We start from the raw sequence: 17,038 nt of genomic DNA on the forward strand, positions 1-17,038 counted from the left end.
GCTCAGGCCGACGTCTCCGTCACCTTGCCGTCCGCCACCTCCAGGCGGCGCGTCACCCGTACCGCGTCCAGCATGCGACGATCGTGGGTGATCAGCAGGAGCGTGCCCTCGTAGGCGTCGAGGGCCGACTCCAGCTGTTCGATGGCCGGCAGGTCGAGGTGGTTGGTCGGCTCGTCCAGGACCAGGAGGTTGACGCCCCGGCCCTGGAGCAGGGCGAGGGCCGCCCGGGTGCGCTCGCCGGGTGAGAGCGTCGACGCGGCGCGCATGACGTGGTCCGCCTTGAGGCCGAACTTGGCCAGGAGGGTGCGGATGTCCGCCGGCTCGGTCCCGGGAACGCCGGTGCGGAAGGCGTCCAGCAGGGTCTCGGGCCCGTGGAACAGCTCGCGGGCCTGGTCGACCTCGCCCAGCAGGACGCCGGAGCCGAGCGCCGCGTGTCCGGCGTCGAGCGGGACCCGGCCCAGGAGGGCGCCGAGCAGCGTGGACTTGCCCGCGCCGTTCGCCCCGGTCACCGCCACCCGGTCGGCCCAGTCGACCTGGAGGGAGACCGGGCCGAGGACGAACGCGCCGCGCCGTACCTCGGCGTCGCGCAGGGTGGCCACGACCGCGCCGGAGCGGGGCGCCGAGGCGATCTCCATGCGCAGGTCCCACTCCTTGCGCGGCTCCTCCACCACCTCCAGGCGTTCGATCATGCGCTGGGTCTGGCGGGCCTTGGCGGCCTGCTTCTCACTGGCCTCGCTGCGGAACTTGCGGCCGATCTTGTCGTTGTCGCTGCCCGCCTTGCGCCGGGCGTTCTTGACGCCCTTGTCCATCCAGGAGCGCTGCGTCTGGGCCCGGTCCTGGAGGGCGGCCCGCTTGTCGGCGTACTCCTCGTACTCGTCACGGGCGTGCCGCCGGGCCACGTCCCGCTCCTCCAGGTAGGCCTCGTAGCCGCCGCCGTAGAGATTGATCTGCCGCTGGGCCAGGTCGAGTTCGAGGACCTTGGTGACGGTGCGGGTGAGGAACTCGCGGTCGTGGCTGACGACGACGGTGCCCGCGCGCAGGCCGGTGACGAAGCGTTCGAGGCGCTCCAGGCCGTCCAGGTCGAGGTCGTTGGTCGGCTCGTCGAGCAGGAAGACGTCGTAGCGGGACAGGAGGAGGGAGGCGAGGCCGGCCCGGGCCGCCTGGCCGCCGGAGAGCGAGGTCATCGGCTGGTCGAGGCCGACCGTGAGGCCCAGTGCGTCGGCGGTTTCCTCGGCGCGCTCGTCGAGGTCGGCGCCGCCGAGGGACAGCCAGCGCTCCAGGCTGGTCGCGTAGGCGTCGTCCGCGCCGGGGGCTCCGTCGACCAGGGCCTGGGTGGCCTCGTCCATGGCGCGCTGGGCCTCGGTGACGCCGGTGCGGCGGGAGAGGAAGCCCCGGACCGTCTCGCCGGGGCGGCGCTCCGGCTCCTGCGGGAGGTGACCGACGGTGGCGGCCGGCGGGGACAGGCGCAGTTCGCCCTGTTCCGGCGCGGTCAGCCCGGCGAGCAGCCGCAGGAGGGTGGACTTGCCCGCGCCGTTGGCCCCGACGAGGCCGATCACGTCGCCGGGTGCGACGACGAGGTCGAGCCCGGTGAACAGGGAGCGGTCGCCGTGGCCGGCGGCGAGGTTCTTGGCGACGAGGGTGGCAGTCATCAGGCCCACGATCCTAGGGCCTGTCCGGAGTTTCCCGTCGTCGCGGGGCAGGCGGTCAACGCCGGACAGGCCCTGACGGCGGCGCGGTAGCGGATCAGCCCGGTTCTGGCTGCGCCACCGCCGTCACCAGCACGTTTCCCGAGGCCCGCGCCACCACGAAGGCCTCGCCCTTCACCGCCTTCGCGTCCAGCGCCAGCCGGTGGCCGCCCGGTTCGAGGACGCCGTCGAAGACCTCGTGGACGTGGGTGCGGTGGAGCCGGTCGAGGCGGTACGCGGTGAGCCGGACCCGGCAGGCCGAGGTGACCTCGACGTCCGCGGCGGTGCGGGTGGCGGTCAGGCGGGTCAGCCGGCGCCGCTCGGCCGGCCCGCGGTCCAGGGCGTGTTCGACCTGCGCGACGAGCAGCGGGACGATCGGGGCGAGCCCGGCGACCTCGGCCACGTCCGCGCCGGCGTCCGCGAAGGCCCGGCGCACGGCGGCCCGCGCCTCCTCGGTGACCGCGCGTCCGAAGGCGACGGCGCCGTAGGTGCGCAGTTCGTCGGCCGGGACGGCGCCGGCGTCCTGGGCGATGTCGGCGCCGATGCCGATGGCGCGCAGCGCGGCGGCGGGCCTGGCCATGAGGGCGGTGCGGGCGTCGATCAGCAGGACCCGGCGGCGGGACCGCGCGGGGCCGTCGAGCAGGGCGGCGAGGGCGGCGCGGTACTCGGCGCCCGCGAAGCGGTAGGGGCCGATGCCCCGGTAGGAGTTGCGTTCCAGGTCGGCGTGGTCGCCGGTCTGCCAGGCGAAGTCCCGCCAGACGAAGTCGTCGCCGTCCCGCAGGATGACGGCGGTCACCGCGCCGCAGCCCAGGTCCTCGCACTCGGGGCAGCCGTAGATCACGTAGCGGCCGCCGGGCAGCGGCGCCTCGGTCTCCAGGAGCAGGCCGCGCACCTGTGCGGCGAAGATCGCGGGCGGCACGTCGGAGGCGAGCGGGGAGACGGCGTCCAGGTCGGAGAGCCGGAACAGCAGGGGCCGTCCGTCGACGACGAAGTCCACGAAGTCGCGGTGGACCTGGACGTCGCCGTCGGCGCGGACGGCACCGGCGCGCGTCGCCGGGGCCAGACCGAAGGGCGTGTACTCGGCAGCCATGCGGTGAGTATTCCCGGGCCTGGACCGTTCCGAGCCCGGCATCGGGCATTCCGCTACCGTCCCCGTGTGGAGACCGAACTGGATGACGAAGTCGTCGTGGTCGGCGGCGGGGTGACCGGGCTGACGACGGCCGTCGTACTCGCCGAGCGCGGCAGGCGGGTGCGGCTGTGGACGCGGGACCCCGTCGAGCGGACCACCTCGGTGGTCGCGGGCGGGCTGTGGTGGCCGTACCGGATCGAACCGGTCGCGCTGGCGCGGGCGTGGGCGCTGAGCTCCCTGGACGTGTACGAGGAGCTGGCGGCGCGGCCCGCGGAGACCGGCGTACGCATGGTCGAAGGGGTGCTCGGCGAGACCCGGCCCGAGGCGGTGGGCGCGTGGGCGGCGGCCCGGCTGCCGGGGCTGCGCGCGGCGCGGGCCGAGGAGTACGCGGGGCCCGGGCTGTGGGCGCGGCTGCCGCTCATCGACATGTCGACTCATCTGCCGTGGCTGCGGGAGCGGCTGGTGGCGGCGGGCGGTGTGGTGGAGCGGCGCCCGGTGGCCTCACTGGCCGAGGCCGACGCCCCGGTCGTGGTGAACTGCACGGGCCTCGGCGCCCGGGAGCTGGTGCCGGACCCGGCCGTGCGTCCGGTGCGCGGGCAACTGGTCGTCGTGGAGAATCCCGGCATCCACACCTGGCTGGTCTCGGCCGACGCGGACTCCGGGGAGACGACGTACTTCATGCCGCAGCCCGGTCGGCTCCTGCTGGGCGGGACGGCCGAGGAGGACGCGTGGTCCACCGATCCCGATCCGCGGATCGCGGAGGCGATCGTGCGGCGGTGCGCTGCGCTGCGGCCCGAGATCGCCGCGGCGCGGGTGCTCGGGCACCTGGTGGGGCTGCGACCGGCCCGGGACGCGGTACGGCTGGAGCGCGAGACGCTGCCGGACGGGCGGCTGCTGGTGCACAACTACGGTCACGGCGGCGCCGGGGTGACCGTGGCCTGGGGCTGCGCGCAGGAGGCGGCCGGGCTGGCCACCCCCTGACACGGGCGGGGGCGGGCCCCTTCGCGGGGCCCGCCCTCGGTCTCGCCTTCCGTCACTTGTGGTGGTGCTCGCCGATCGGGTCTCCCTCCACGTCCGTACCGGCGCCGGGTCCGATGCGGATCTCGTACTCGCCCTCGTACCGCTTGTGGCCCTCGATGACGGCCAGTTCGACGGCCTCGGCGGCCATTTCACCGCGCACGATGAGGGGGTCGCGGCGCAGGTCGCGCATGAGGGCGACGCACATGAAGATCATCACGATGACGAAGGGCGCCGCCGCGAGGATCGTGAGGTTCTGGAGACCTGTGAGCGCGTCTCCCTCGCCGCTGCCGACCAGGAGCATGATGGCGGCGACCGCACCGGTCACGACACCCCAGAACACGACCGTCCAGCGGCTGGGTTCGAGTGCGCCCTTCTGCGAGAGGGTGCCCATCACGATGGAGGCCGCGTCGGCGCCCGAGACGAAGAAGATGGCGACCAGGATCATCACCAGCAGGCTGGTGGCCGTGGCGATGGGGTACTCCTGGAGCACGGCGAAGAGCCTGCCCTCCGGGGTCGTCTCGTCGCCGAGCCGGTTCTGCTCCTGGAGCCGCATCGCCGAGCCGCCGAAGATCGCGAACCAGATCAGGCTGACCGTGCTGGGGACGAGGATGACACCGCCGATGAACTGGCGGATGGTCCGGCCCCGGCTGATGCGGGCGATGAACATGCCGACGAAGGGCGTCCAGGAGATCCACCACGCCCAGTAGAAGACCGTCCAGCTGCCCAGCCAGTCCGCGACGCCCTCGCCACCGCTGATCTCGGTGCGGCCCGCCATCGCGGGCAGGTCGCCGAGGTAGCCGAAGACCGAGGTCGGCAGCAGGTCGAGGATGAGGATGGTCGGACCCGCCACGAACACGAACACGGCCAGGAGCAGTGCCAGCACCATGTTGATGTTGGACAGCCACTGGATGCCCTTCTCGACGCCGGAGATGGCGGAGGCCACGAACGCCACCGTCAGCACCGCGATGATGCCGACGAGCAGTCCGGTGCTGACCTTGTCCATCCAGTCGAGCTGCTCCACGCCCGAGCCGATCTGGAGCGCGCCGAGGCCGAGCGAGGCCGCGGAGCCGAAGATCGTCGCGATGATGGCGAGGATGTCGATGACCCGGCCGCCCGCGCCGTTGGCGTGCTTCTCCCCGATGAGCGGCGTGAAGACGGCGCTTATGGTCTGCCGGCGACGCCTGCGGAACGTGCTGTAGGCGATGCCGAGACCGACCACCGCGTAGATCGCCCACGGATGGAGCGTCCAGTGGAACAGGGTGGTGGCCATGGCCGTCGTCATGCGGTCGCCGGTGTCGGCGGGGTCGGTGCCGGGCGGGGCCGTGTCGAAGTGCGCCAGCGGCTCGCTCACGCCCCAGAACATCAGGCCGATGCCCATGCCCGCGCTGAACATCATGGCGATCCACGACACGGTCCGGAACTCGGGTTCCTCGCCCTCGGCTCCGAGGTGGATGCGGCCGTACCGGCTGGCCGCGAGCCAGAGGGCGAAGACGACGAATCCGGAGGCGGCCAGCACGAACGCCCAGCCGCCGTTGTGGATCAGACCGCTGAGCATGGTGCCGGAGGCGTCCTCCAGCGAATCGGTGCCGGCGGCGCCCCAGACGACGAAGGCCAGGGTCAGCGCCGCGGTGACGCCGAAGACGACGCGGTCGGTCCGCGGCTTGCGCTCGTGCCCCGGCAGGCCCGCCTCGGACCCCGGTAGTGTCCCTCTTTCGTGCTGTTCCTTGTCACTTGGGTCCTGCGTCACAGACGGCACCTTTCAAGTCGGTGAGGCCGAGAATAGTCCTCCGCCACGCCCTTACCACGTGCGACGCGGACGTCACCTCCTCAGCAGTGGGCGTCGGGTTCACCCACCGTCAGGCGGTACGCCGCCCGCTCGTCGAGGAGCAGCGGCACCAGGGCGCGCAGCGGCTGGCGCAGCGGTACGTAGGCGCCCTTCTCCCCTGCCGAACGCACTTGTACACCGTGCAGGGCCAGCTCGTCCCGAATGTCCTTGTACTGGGCAGGTGTCAGCCGGTAGCCGCAGGGCGGGTCCTGGATCACCTCGGCGGGTTCGGCCGGGTCGTTGTCGGCGCCGCCGACGTACACGGGCCCGGTGTCGGTGAGACCGGCCCGGCGGGCGGCGTCGGTGGCCGCCTCCACCTGTCCGCGCCGCCGGTCCGCGAAGCGGAACATGCCGTCGAGCGCCGCGAGCTGGGAGTGCACCCGGCGCCGGTTGTTCAGTGCGGGGTCCGCCTGTTCGGCGTCGGTGAGCGCGTCCACGCGGCTCTCGATGAGCAGGCCGGCCGAGTGCTTCACGCCGGACATGTTGCGCAGGATGCGTTCCTGGCCGTCGCCGGCGGTCTGCTTGACCGGGTCGCCGGTGACCGGGTCGGTCCAGATGCCGTAGGTGCCGGTCGAGTATCCGGCTTCCCCGGCGGCGGGACGGACGTACGCCCCGGACAGCGTGCGGGCCTCGTCGTGGACCCGTGGGTGGGTGTTGAGGTTGCGGGGCCAGAGGTCGAAGAGGTCTTTGTCGTAGTACGGGGGTGTGGCGCCGTACTCGTGCAGGTCGTAGAGGACGTCGGGGCGCCGGTCGCGGACGACGGCGGCCAGGGCGCGGGCCTCGGCGGTCTGCAGGGCGAGGTGGTCGCGGTTGATGTCGACGCCGTCGCTGTTGCCGCGGGTGTCGGCGGCCCGGCCGTCGGGGTTGGCGGTGGGCACGACGAGCACGGTGGTGCGGTCCAGGAAGTGCCGGGTCCGGCGGTCGGTGGCATACGCGAGGTCGCGGACCGTGGACAGGCACGCCTCGCGGCCGGAGGGCTCGTCGCCGTGCTGGCTGCACACGAGGAGCACCGTGTTCGGCGCGGCGGGCCTGCCGATGGTGACGAGGCGCAGCGGCCGGTCCTGCTTCGTGGTGCCGATGCGGTCGACGTCGACCCGGCCGCTCGCGCGGTCGGCGGCGGCCAGCAGTTCCTGCTCCTCCGCCTGGGTGGTCCAGCGGGCGCCGTTGCTCCGCTCGAAGCCGGTGCGGGGCGGGTGGTGCGCGGCCTCGGTGGCGTGGGCGGGTGCGGTGAGGAGGGACGCGGCGAGGGCCGCGGTGGTCACGGTGAGGGTGCGCAGCCGGTTCATCGGGCTCCCTTCGGGACGCGGTGGGTCGTGTGCGGCGGCGGGTTCACGCCGTCGAGAGGAGCCGGTGCCGCGGTGGCGGCGGCCGTGCCGGAGGTCGCCCGGGCGAAGGCGTCGGGGCCGCCGACGAACGGTACGCGGGCCGATGTCCGGGAGAGGTCGAGGGTGAGGGTCGGCGTGTCGGCGGGCGGGTCGATGAGGCCCTTGTCGGTGCCCGCGACGATCAGGGCGAGACGGTGACCGGCCGGGACGACGTGGTCGGTGGCCGCCAGGTCGAGCGTCATGGTGTACGCCTTGCCCGGGGTGAGCGGGCGGCCGTGCCACGCGGAGGCGTGGTTGCCGAGGTCGGCCCAGCCGCGGCTGACGACGGTGTGGTCCACATCGGTGGTCCTCGCGGCCGTCTCCAGGTAGCAGGAGCTGTCGCCCGTGGTCCGCGGCCCCCAGCAGGTGCGGTCGGTGAGGGTGGTGATGCCCTCGCCCTCGGCCGCGTAGTCGCGGATGGTGTCGGGACCGAGGTCGACGAGTACGGCGGACAGGTGGGCGGTCGGGGTGCTGGACCGTGCGGTGACGGTGACCTCGGAGGCGCCGGACAGGCGCAGGTCGCGGGTGAGCGGTCCGGTGACGAAGCCGGCCTTGGCCGGTGTGGACGCGTCGATGTGCGCGGCCCAGTCGGTCTCGCTCAGCGCCGGGTCGTCGGTGAAGGTCTCGGTGCCGCGGTCGCGGTCCAGGCCGAGGGTGCCGACACCCGGGCGCGCGCCGTCGGCCGGGCGCAGGGTCGTGGTGGCCGTGGTGCGCGGCGGCCAGGTCCGCGACGTCTCCCACCGGTCGGGCCCGCGTTCGATGTCGGCCATGGGCTCGCGGTCGATGCCGTTGTCGTGGCCGAGGAGTTCGTGGTCGAACCAGCGGTGCAGGGTGTCGACCCAGTCGGCGCGGCGGAAGTCGAAGGGGTCGACGTGACCGGTCTGGGAGAGCCAGATCTTGCGGTCGACGCCGTGCTTCGCGAGGGCGTCCCACCACGGGCCGACGTGCTGCATGCGGACGTTGAGGTCCTGCATGCCGTGGACGAGGAACACGCTGGCCTTCACCTTGCTCGCGGCCTTCACGTAGTCGCGCTCGGTCCACAGCCCGGTCAGGTCGCCGCTGCGCGGGGCGCCGGCGACGAGTCGCTGCTGGACGGCCTCGCAGCGGGCGCGGGCGTCGGGGCTGTTGACGTAGTCGGAGAGCCAGTCGGGACCGGAGTCGTAGAGCGGGGCGCCCTGGCTGAAGTAGTAGTCGTACCAGGAGGAGATGGCGGCGATGGGGACGATGGTCTCCAGGCCCTCGACGCCGGTGGCGGCCACGCCGTTGGCGATGGTGCCGTCCCAGCTCTTGCCGATCATGCCGGTCTTCCCGTTGGTCCACGTCGCCTCGGCGCGCTCGCCTCCGGTGCGGCCGGTGTACGCCTTCGCTCGGCCGTTCAGCCAGTCGACGACGGCCTTCGCGGACCGGACGTCGGAACGTCCGCCGACGTCGACGCAGCCGTCCGAGCGGTTGGTGCCGGCCAGGTCGACGCCGACGAAGGCGTAGCCGCGGGGCACGAAGTAGTTGTCGTAGTACAGCGGCATGCCGACGACGTCGCCGTCCGCGTCGTACGTCTTCTTCTGGCTCTCGTTGCCGCGTCCGCAGCAGGAGTAGTACGGGCTGGCGTCCATGATGACGGGGATCTTCCGGCCCCGCTGGGCGGGTTCGCGCGGGCGGACGATGTCGACGGCGACGCGGTCGTCCTCGCCGTCGCCGTCCCCGTCGTACCCGGTGTCCACCCAGACGGCCTCGCGAACGGCGTTCGCGTAGGAGTAGACGGGTTCGCTCTGCCGCGGTGCGGGGTGCGCCGTCGCGGCCGGCGTGAGGAAGGTTGCCAGGAGTGCGGCCGTGGCCGCCGTCGCGAGCGTTCTCCAGATCGTGAAGCGCGTGCGTATCGGCATGCGCGGACGGTACATCGGTCAACTCCCGTGCAGAAGAGGGCAACGGGTGACTCATGTCGGCCGGATGGCGATCGTGTGACAGGGGTGGCCGTGGACATGACGGTGTCCACAGGGGCTGCATAGGCTGCGAACGGACTTCGTGACCCTACGACTTGGAGCCTTCGTGCACCGCAGAATCATCGTGCCGGGCGCACTGGGCGCCGCCTCCCTCATGCTGGCGATCCCGGCGTCGGCGGCGGCCCCCTCCCCCGGCGCTCCGGGCATCGGCGACCCCTACTACCCGGCCTACGGCAACGGCGGATACGACGTCTCCCACTACGACCTGCGCCTGAAGTACCAGCCGGCCACGGACCGCCTGGAGGGGACGGCCACGATCCTGGCCCGCACCACCGAGGACCTGTCGCGGTTCAACCTGGACTTCCTGCTGGACGTCGGCGAGGTAAGGGTGAACGGCGCGAAGGCGTCGTTCAGGACCTCCGGCGAGCAGGAGCTGGAGATCACCCCGGCGAAGCCGCCGGCCAAGGGGACGGCCCTCACCGTGGTCGTCCGCTACAGCGGCGTGCCGTCCTCGAAGAAGGCCTTCGGCTTCACCAGCTGGCACCGCACCCCGGACGGCGGCGTCGCCGCGAACGAGCCCGAGGCCGCGGCCTGGTGGTTCCCCAGCAACGACCACCCGCGGGACAAGGCCACCTACGACGTGTCCGTGCAGGTGCCGGACGGCACCCAGGCGATCTCCAACGGGACCCTCCAGTCGACGAGTTCACGACTCGGCTGGACCCGCTGGAACTGGCGTTCCGACAAGCCGCAGGCCACGTATCTCGCCACGCTGGCGGTCGGGAGATTCGACCTCACCACCGGGACCACCGAGAGCGGGATCCCGGTCGTCAACGCGTACAGCAAGGACCTGGGCGCCGACGACGGCGCGGCGCGGGCCAGTGTGGAGCGGACCGGGGAGATCGCGGACTGGCTGACCGGCTACTTCGGGCCTTACCCCTACAACGCGCTCGGCGGGTACGTGCCGAACACGGACACCGGGTACGCGCTGGAGACGCAGACCCGGCCGTTCTACAGCCCGCGGCAGTTCGCGAACGGGTCGAACGTGTCCGTGGTCGTGCACGAGCTGGCCCACCAGTGGTACGGCGACCTGGTGTCCGTGCGCGGCTGGAAGGACATCTGGATCAACGAGGGCTTCGCGCGGTACGCCCAGTGGCTGTGGTCCGAGCACGAGGGCGAGGGCACGGCGCAGGAACTGGCCGACTACACGTACGCCTCGCACCCGGCCGACGACCCGTTCTGGACGGTGCGGCCCGGTGACCCCGGACCGGAGAACCAGTTCGGCCTCGCGGTCTACGACCGGGGCGCGCTCGCCGTCCAGGCGCTGCGCAACGAGATCGGGGACGAGGACTTCTTCGCCGTCCTGAAGGGGTGGCCCGCGCGGTACGCGCACGGCAACGCGTCGGTCGCCGACTTCCGGCGGTACGCCGAGGAGGTCTCCGGCAAGCCGCTGGCCGCGCTGTTCGACACGTGGCTGTTCCAGCCGTCGAGGCCGGACGCCCCGGCGGCACGCGCGGTTTCCCTCGCGCCGGCCCCGGCCACGCCGGCGCAGCCCCGTTCGTGGCGCAGGATCGCCGCGACGAACGACGTGCACGGCCACTGACGGCCCGAGCAGGGCCGGCGAACGGTCCTCAGGCGGCGTCCCCGTGGTCGTAGACGGTCACGGGTATGCCGCGCCGGGCCAGACGGCCGGTGACGAGCGGTTCGACCCGGGACCACTTGCCGCCGGCCAGACCGCAGCCGATGCGCGGCATGTGCACGGACGCGTCCAGCTCGGCCGCCTTGTCGGCGAGGCGGCCGAGCGCCGTGTCGATCGCGTCGTAGCGCACGGGGACGCCCTTGCTGCCGGTCCTCGTGCCTCGCTGGCCGATCAGGTTGGCCACCCAGACGTACCGCTCGACCTGGACGAACTGGGCCGCACCCAGCCCGAAGTCGTTGGACGCGCGGTCGCGGTGCCAGGCGCGGTAGGCCGCCTCCGGCTCCGGCCAGCGGCGGGACAGGGCCAGGACGAACCCCTTGCCCCAGCCCCCGAGGTCGTTGCAGACGTGGGCGATCACCACGACGCCCTTGACCGACGGAACGGTGGCGTCACCCCGGACATACCTGATCTCCGACATGACGCCACCGTAAGGGCCACCACCGACAGCGGCCGCCGGCCCGGTGGGTTCCGCTACCCGGTGGGCCCGCCGGGCTTCTGCAGTCCGGCGTTCTGCGCCACCCGGCGTCGGACGCCGAACCAGCCCGCCACCAGCATCACCGCGATCACGGGGACGAGCAGCACGGTCTTGCGGCCGACCTCGTGGTCGTTCCACATCAGGCCGATCACGGCGAGCAGGAAGGCGATCGTGACGATCTCGGTGACCGGGCTGCCCGGCAGGCGGAAGTGCGGTCGCTCGACCAGGCCGGCGCGCGCCCGGCGGACGAAGACCAGGTGGCAGACCATGATGATCACCCAGGTGCTGATGATGCCCAGCGAGGCGACGTTCAGCACGATCTCGAAGGCCTTGCTCGGCACCAGGAAGTTCAGGCCGACGCCGAGGACGCAGACCGCGCAGGTCAGCAGGATGCCGCCGTAGGGCACCTGGCTGCGGCTCATGACGCCGGTGAACCTGGGCGCAGAACCGGACATCGCCATGGAGCGCAGGATGCGGCCGGTGGAGTAGAGGCCGGAGTTTAGGGACGACATCGCCGCGGTGAGGACGACGAGGTTCATCACGTCGCCGGCGGCGGGGACGCCGATCTTCGACAGGACGGTGACGAAGGGGCTCTGGTCGCCCGAGTAGAGCGAGCTGGGGAGCAGCAGCGCCAGCAGGACGACCGAGCCGACGTAGAACAGGGCGACGCGCCACATGATCGAGTTCACCGCGCGGGGGACGATCTTCTCCGGCTCGGCGGTCTCGCCGGCCGCGACGCCGACCAGTTCCAGGGCCGCGTAGGAGAAGATCACGCCCTGCATGACGAGGACCACGGGCATCACGCCGTGCGGGAGGATGCCGCCGTGGTCGGTGATCATGCCGACGCCCGGGGTCTGGCCGCCCACGTCGTGCTGGGTGGCCAGCAGGAAGATGCCGATCAGCATGAAGCCGACGAGGGTGGCGACCTTGATGATCGCGAACCAGAACTCCATCTCGCCGAAGATCCGGACCGAGATGAGGTTGACGGCCAGGACCACCGCGAGGGCGATCAGGGCGAGCACCCATTGCGGAATGCTCGTGAACATACTCCAGTAGTGCGTGTACAGCGCGATCGCGGTGATGTCGGCGATGCCGGTGGTCGACCAGTTCAGGAAGTACATCCAGCCGGCGACGTAGGCGCCCTTCTCACCGAGGAACTCGCGCGCGTACGACACGAAGGACCCGGAGGAGGGCCGGTAGAGCACGAGCTCGCCGAGGGCCCTGACGACGAAGAAGGCGAAGACGCCCGCGACGAGGTAGGCGATCGCAAGCGCCGGGCCCGCGTCGCGCAGGCGGCCGCCGGCGCCGAGGAAGAGGCCGGTGCCTATCGCGCCGCCGATCGCGATCATGTTCACGTGACGGGCCTTGAGGCCCTTGCTGTATCCGGCGTCGCCCGCGTCCGCGGGGATGGTCCCGGTCGCCTGGGGATGGGCGGCGACCTGTGCCGTGTCGACGGCGTCCTTGCTCACGGGTGGTTCCACTCTCTGGTGCGCCCGGGCGGGATACGCCCAGGTCGTCCGTACAGTGACGAGGCCCGCACCACCCTTCGCGGCACAGACCAAGGCAGCACCTTCCCACGACGCTGCGTCGCCATGCGGTGGCTCATGTCACACAGCGTGACTTCTCACAAGATCCACCGGCGGTCTCCACCCGGTGCGCAAGAGGGTTCACAGCACTGGTGAGACAGCGATACTGCTGCACATGACGACGACCGACGCCGGGGAGCCGACGCTCACGATCGACGAGCTGGCCGCGCGGGCCGGCGTCACCGTGCGCACGGTCCGCTTCTACGGCACCAAGGGGCTGCTGCCGCCGCCGGTGATCGGGGCGCGCCGGGTGGGGCACTACGGCCGGGAGCACCTGGCGCGGCTGGCACTGATCGAGGAGTTGCAGCAACGGGGGATGACCCTGGCCGCGATCGAGCGGTACCTGGCGCAGCTGCCGCCCGACCTGAGCGAGCACGACCTGGCGCTGCACCGCGCGGTGGTGGCCTCCTGGGCGCCGGAGACGGTGGAGAGCGTCTCGCGGGGGGAACTCGACCGGCGCGCGGGCCGGCCGCTGACCGACGAGGAGGTGGACCGGCTGGCGGCGATGGACGTGGTCGTCCGGGACGCGGACGTCCCGGACGGCGATCTGTACCGGGTCGACGCCGGGCTGCTCCGGCTCGGTGTCGAACTGCTCGACGTGCCCTTCTCCCCCGAGACGGTGCTCGCGGCCCGCACCGCTCTCCTGGAGCACTCCCGCGCCGCCGCGCGGGACCTGTCGCGACTGCTGCGCGACGCGGTCGCCGAAAGCGGGGCGCGGGACGTGCGGTCCCTTTCCGCGCACATGCACCCGCTCGTCGTGCAGGCGCTGCTGACCACCTTCCAGCGGTCGCTGCGGGAGGAGATCCGGGAGTGGATCGACGGGGGCGGCGAGGACTGGCCCGCCGCCCCGGCCGAGGACGACCGCGCCGCCCCGGACTGAGGCGCTGCTCAGCGGCCGTCGGTGAAGACCTCCCCCTTGTCCGCCTTCTCCACCAGCAGCGCGGGCGGCGTGAAGCGCTCGCCGTAGCGGTCGGCCAGCTCGCGCGCGCGTGCCACGAAGCCGGGCAGGCCGCCTTCGTAACCGTTGACGTACTGCAGGACGCCCCCGGTCCAGCCGGGGAAGCCGATGCCGAGGATGGAGCCGATGTTGGCGTCGGCGACCGAGGTCAGGACGCCCTCCTCCAGCAGCCGGACCGTGTCGAGGGCCTCCGAGAAGAGCATGCGCTCCTGCATGTCCCGGAACGGGATCTCGTACCCGGGCTTCGTGAAGTGCTCCCGCAGGCCCGGCCACAGGGCCGCGCGCCTGCCGTCCTCGCCGTACTCGTAGAACCCGGCGCCGCCGCTGCGGCCGGGGCGCTCGAACTCGTCGACCATGCGGTCGATGACGGCCTCGGCGGGGTGCGGGGTCCAGGTGCCGCCGGCCTCCTCCACGGCCCGCCTGGTCTCCTTGCGGATCTTCCGCGGGAGGGTGAGCGTCAGCTCGTCCATCAGGGAGAGCACCTTGGCGGGGTAGCCCGCCTGGGCCGCCGCCTGCTCGACGGATGCGGGCTCGACGCCCTCGCCGACCATCGCCACGCCCTCGTTGATGAAGTGGCCGATGACCCGGGAGGTGAAGAAGCCGCGCGAGTCGTTGACGACGATCGGCGTCTTGTTGATCTGCCGGACCAGGTCGAAGGCGCGCGCGAGCGCCTCGTCGCCGGTCCGCTCGCCCTTGATGATCTCGACGAGCGGCATCTTGTCGACCGGCGAGAAGAAGTGGAGCCCGATGAAGTCGCCCTGGCGCTCGACGCCCTCGGCCAGCGCGGTGATGGGCAGCGTGGAGGTGTTGGAGCAGAGCAGGGCGTCGGGGGCCACGACGCTCTCGATCTCCTGGAACACCTTGTGCTTGAGCGAGGTGTCCTCGAAGACGGCCTCGATGACCGCGTCGCACCCGGCGAGGTCGGCGGCCTCGGCGGTCGGTGTGATGCGGGCGAGCAGGGCGTCGGCCTTCTCCTGGGTGGTGCGGCCCTTGGCGACCGCCTTGGCGCACAGCTTCTCGGAGTAGCCCTTGCCCTTCACGGCGGCCTCCAGCGCGACGTCCTTGAGCACGACGTCGATGCCCGCGCGTGCGCACGAGTAGGCGATGCCGGCGCCCATCATGCCGGCGCCGAGGACGGCCACCTTGGTGACCTTCCGGGACTCGATGCCCCGAGGGCGGTTGGCGCCGGAGTTGACGGCCTGGAGGTCGAAGAAGAACGCCTGGATCATGTTCTTCGAGGTCTGACCGGCGGCCAGTTCGACGAAGTAGCGGGCCTCGACGACCTGGGCGGTCTCGAAGTCGACCTGGGAGCCCTCGACGGCGGCGGCCATGATGTTGCGCGGCGCCGGGTAGGGAGCGCCGGCCGTCTGCTTGCGCAGGTTGGCCGGGAAGGCGGGCAGGTTGGCCGCGAACTTCGGGTGCGACGGGGTGCCGCCGGGGATGCGGTAGCCGGGCTTGTCCCAGGGCTGGGCCGACTCCGGGTTGGCGTCGATGAAGGCGCGGGCCCGGGCGAGCATGTCCTCGCGGCTGTCGGCGACCTCGTCGACCAGGCCGTTCTCCTGGGCGCGGCGCGGGTTGTACTGGGTGCCCTGGAGGAGCACCTTGAGCAGCGCGTCGGTGATGCCGAGCATGCGGACGGTGCGGACGACTCCGCCGCCGCCGGGGAGCAGGCCGAGGGTGACCTCGGGACAGCCGATCTTGGAGCCGGGGGCGTCGAGGGCGACGCGGTGGTGGCAGGCGAGGGCGATCTCGTAGCCGCCGCCGAGGGCCGCGCCGTTCATGGCGGCGACGACGGGCTTGCCGAGGGTCTCGATGCGGCGCAGGTCGCGCTTGATGGCCATGCCGCCGTCGAAGAGTTCCTGGGCGGTCTCCGGGGTGACGCGGATCAGGTCGCGCAGGTCGCCGCCGGCGAAGAAGGTCTTCTTGGCCGAGGTGACGATGACGCCGCGGATGGAGTCCTTCTCGGCCTCCAGGCGGTCGGTGACAGCCGCGAGGGACCTGCGGAACGCCTGGTTCATGGTGTTGGCGGACTGGCCGGGGTCGTCGAGGACGAGGGTGACGACGCCGGTGTCGTCCTGTTCCCAGCGGATGGTGGTGGGCTCGGTGCTCATGAGGGTGTGCTCCAGGGAATCCGTCGGGAGGGGATCAGACGCGCTCGACGATCGTGGCGATGCCCATGCCGCCACCCACGCACAGGGTGGCGAGGCCGTACCGCTTGTCCTGGCGCTCCAGTTCGTCCACGAGCGTGCCGAGGATCATCGCGCCGGTGGCGCCGAGGGGGTGGCCGAGCGCGATGGCGCCGCCGTTGACGTTGACCTTGTCGAGGGAGAGACCCATGTCCTTGACGAAGCGCAGGACCACCGCGGCGAACGCCTCGTTGATCTCGACCAGGTCGATGTCGTCGATGGTGAGCCCGGCCTTGGCGAGCGCCTTGCGGGTGGCCGGGGCGGGGCCGGTGAGCATGATGGTGGGCTCGGAGCCGGACACGGCGGCCGAGACGATACGGGCGCGCGGGCGCAGGCCGTACCGGTCGCCGACCTCCTGGGAGCCGATGGCAACCAGGGAGGCGCCGTCCACGATGCCGGACGAGTTGCCCGCGTGGTGGACGTGGTCGATCTTCTCGACCCAGTGGTACTTCTGCAGCGCGACGGCGTCGAAACCGCCGAGTTCGCCGATGTCGGCGAAGGACGGCTTGAGGCCCGCGAGGGAGTCGGCGGTGGTGCCGGGGCGCGGGTGCTCGTCGTGGTCGAGGACGGTGAGGCCCGCACGGTCCCGCACGGGGACGACGGAGCGCTCGAAGCGGCCGTCCTTCCAGGCGGCGGCCGCGCGCTCCTGCGAGAGGGCGGCGTACTCGTCGACGTCGCGGCGGGTGAAGCCCTCGATGGTGGCGATCAGGTCGGCGCCGATGCCCTGCGGCACGAAGTTGGTGGCGAGGTTGGTCATCGGGTCGTTGAACCAGGCGCCGCCGTCCGAGGCCATCGGCACCCGGGACATGGACTCGACGCCGCCCGCGAGGACCAGGTCCTCCCAGCCGGAACGCACCTTGGCGGCGGCCAGGTTGACGGCCTCCAGGCCCGAGGCGCAGAAGCGGTTCTCCTGGACGCCGGCCACGGTGTCCGGCAGCCCCGCGGCGATGGCGGCGATGCGGGCGATGTCGGAGCCCTGGTCGCCGACGGGACCGACGACGCCGAGGACGACGTCGTCGACCGCGGCGGGGTCCAGGTCCGGGAAGCGGGCGCGGATCTCGTGGATGAGGCCGACGACCAGGTCGACGGGCTTCGTGCCGTGCAGGGCGCCGTTCGCCTTGCCGCGTCCGCGCGGGGTGCGGATCGCGTCGTACACGTACGCTTCGGTGGTCACTGG

The 17,038-nt window shown here is 72.2% G+C and carries 12 protein-coding genes; 3 read left to right on the forward strand and 9 right to left on the reverse strand.

The window, feature by feature from the left end; genetic code table 11:
- Positions 1 to 2 precede the first annotated feature (2 nt).
- Both ACGF3J_RS29675 and ACGF3J_RS29680 read right to left on the reverse strand, forming a co-directional pair.
- Positions 3 to 1,649 (reverse strand): ABC-F family ATP-binding cassette domain-containing protein, encoded by a 1,647-nt coding sequence (locus tag ACGF3J_RS29675; protein WP_393855141.1) that lies wholly within the window; start codon positions 1,647 to 1,649, stop codon positions 3 to 5.
- A gap of 94 nt (positions 1,650 to 1,743) precedes the next feature.
- Entirely contained in the window at positions 1,744 to 2,775 is a 1,032-nt protein-coding gene (locus ACGF3J_RS29680; protein WP_393855142.1) for an oxidoreductase, read from the reverse strand.
- A gap of 66 nt (positions 2,776 to 2,841) precedes the next feature.
- Between ACGF3J_RS29680 and ACGF3J_RS29685 the strand changes: the two genes are divergently transcribed.
- Positions 2,842 to 3,795, forward strand: coding sequence for an FAD-dependent oxidoreductase (locus ACGF3J_RS29685; protein WP_393855143.1), 954 nt, complete (start codon positions 2,842 to 2,844; stop codon positions 3,793 to 3,795).
- Between the two features lie 52 nt (positions 3,796 to 3,847).
- Here ACGF3J_RS29685 and ACGF3J_RS29690 read toward each other — a convergent pair whose 3' ends face one another.
- The 3 genes from ACGF3J_RS29690 to ACGF3J_RS29700 all read right to left on the reverse strand — a co-directional run bounded on the left by ACGF3J_RS29690 (position 3,848) and on the right by ACGF3J_RS29700 (position 8,903).
- On the reverse strand, positions 3,848 to 5,581 hold the full coding sequence (locus ACGF3J_RS29690; RefSeq protein ID WP_393855144.1) for a BCCT family transporter: 1,734 nt from the start codon (positions 5,579 to 5,581) through the stop codon (positions 3,848 to 3,850).
- An 80-nt stretch (positions 5,582 to 5,661) separates the two neighbouring features.
- A complete protein-coding gene (locus tag ACGF3J_RS29695; protein ID WP_161328347.1) occupies positions 5,662 to 6,945 on the reverse strand; it encodes a M14 family metallocarboxypeptidase in 1,284 nt (427 codons plus the stop codon).
- Positions 6,942 to 8,903, reverse strand: coding sequence for a Xaa-Pro dipeptidyl-peptidase (locus ACGF3J_RS29700; protein ID WP_393855145.1), 1,962 nt, complete (start codon positions 8,901 to 8,903; stop codon positions 6,942 to 6,944). The genes ACGF3J_RS29695 and ACGF3J_RS29700 overlap by 4 nt, the downstream gene beginning before the upstream one ends.
- A 163-nt stretch (positions 8,904 to 9,066) precedes the next feature.
- On the opposite strand from ACGF3J_RS29700, the gene ACGF3J_RS29705 reads away from it, so the two are divergent.
- On the forward strand, positions 9,067 to 10,560 hold the full coding sequence (locus tag ACGF3J_RS29705; RefSeq protein ID WP_393855146.1) for a M1 family metallopeptidase: 1,494 nt from the start codon (positions 9,067 to 9,069) through the stop codon (positions 10,558 to 10,560).
- A 28-nt stretch (positions 10,561 to 10,588) separates the two neighbouring features.
- Here the strand turns inward: ACGF3J_RS29705 and ACGF3J_RS29710 are convergent, their stop codons facing one another.
- Both ACGF3J_RS29710 and ACGF3J_RS29715 read right to left on the reverse strand, forming a co-directional pair.
- Complete coding sequence (locus ACGF3J_RS29710) at positions 10,589 to 11,074, reverse strand: macro domain-containing protein (RefSeq protein WP_161328350.1); 486 nt, start codon at positions 11,072 to 11,074, stop codon at positions 10,589 to 10,591.
- A 53-nt stretch (positions 11,075 to 11,127) separates the two neighbouring features.
- Positions 11,128 to 12,600, reverse strand: coding sequence for an amino acid permease (locus ACGF3J_RS29715; RefSeq protein ID WP_161328351.1), 1,473 nt, complete (start codon positions 12,598 to 12,600; stop codon positions 11,128 to 11,130).
- Between the two features lie 232 nt (positions 12,601 to 12,832).
- On the opposite strand from ACGF3J_RS29715, the gene ACGF3J_RS29720 reads away from it, so the two are divergent.
- Positions 12,833 to 13,597: a MerR family transcriptional regulator gene (locus ACGF3J_RS29720; RefSeq protein WP_202557979.1), complete on the forward strand. Its 765-nt coding sequence runs from the start codon at positions 12,833 to 12,835 to the stop codon at positions 13,595 to 13,597.
- A gap of 8 nt (positions 13,598 to 13,605) precedes the next feature.
- Here ACGF3J_RS29720 and ACGF3J_RS29725 read toward each other — a convergent pair whose 3' ends face one another.
- Both ACGF3J_RS29725 and ACGF3J_RS29730 read right to left on the reverse strand, forming a co-directional pair.
- Positions 13,606 to 15,786: a 3-hydroxyacyl-CoA dehydrogenase NAD-binding domain-containing protein gene (locus ACGF3J_RS29725; protein ID WP_161328353.1), complete on the reverse strand. Its 2,181-nt coding sequence runs from the start codon at positions 15,784 to 15,786 to the stop codon at positions 13,606 to 13,608.
- A gap of 34 nt (positions 15,787 to 15,820) precedes the next feature.
- Complete coding sequence (locus ACGF3J_RS29730) at positions 15,821 to 17,035, reverse strand: acetyl-CoA C-acetyltransferase (RefSeq protein WP_361367910.1); 1,215 nt, start codon at positions 17,033 to 17,035, stop codon at positions 15,821 to 15,823.
- Positions 17,036 to 17,038: the final 3 nt, after the last annotated feature.

It is taken from the genome of Streptomyces sp. NPDC048171, assembly GCF_043202655.1.
GTDB lineage: Bacteria > Actinomycetota > Actinomycetes > Streptomycetales > Streptomycetaceae > Streptomyces.

Bases quoted from the DNA above. Each gene is read 5' to 3' on its own strand.
- ACGF3J_RS29675 (WP_393855141.1), bottom strand. From the start codon at position 1,649: ATGACTGCCACCCTCGTCGCCAAGAACCTCGCCGCCGGCCACGGCGAC.
- ACGF3J_RS29680 (WP_393855142.1), bottom strand. From the start codon at position 2,775: ATGGCTGCCGAGTACACGCCCTTCGGTCTGGCCCCGGCGACGCGCGCC.
- ACGF3J_RS29695 (WP_161328347.1), bottom strand. From the start codon at position 6,945: ATGAACCGGCTGCGCACCCTCACCGTGACCACCGCGGCCCTCGCCGCG.
- ACGF3J_RS29700 (WP_393855145.1), bottom strand. From the start codon at position 8,903: ATGCCGATACGCACGCGCTTCACGATCTGGAGAACGCTCGCGACGGCG.
- ACGF3J_RS29710 (WP_161328350.1), bottom strand. From the start codon at position 11,074: ATGTCGGAGATCAGGTATGTCCGGGGTGACGCCACCGTTCCGTCGGTC.
- ACGF3J_RS29720 (WP_202557979.1), top strand. From the start codon at position 12,833: ATGACGACGACCGACGCCGGGGAGCCGACGCTCACGATCGACGAGCTG.
- ACGF3J_RS29725 (WP_161328353.1), bottom strand. From the start codon at position 15,786: ATGAGCACCGAGCCCACCACCATCCGCTGGGAACAGGACGACACCGGC.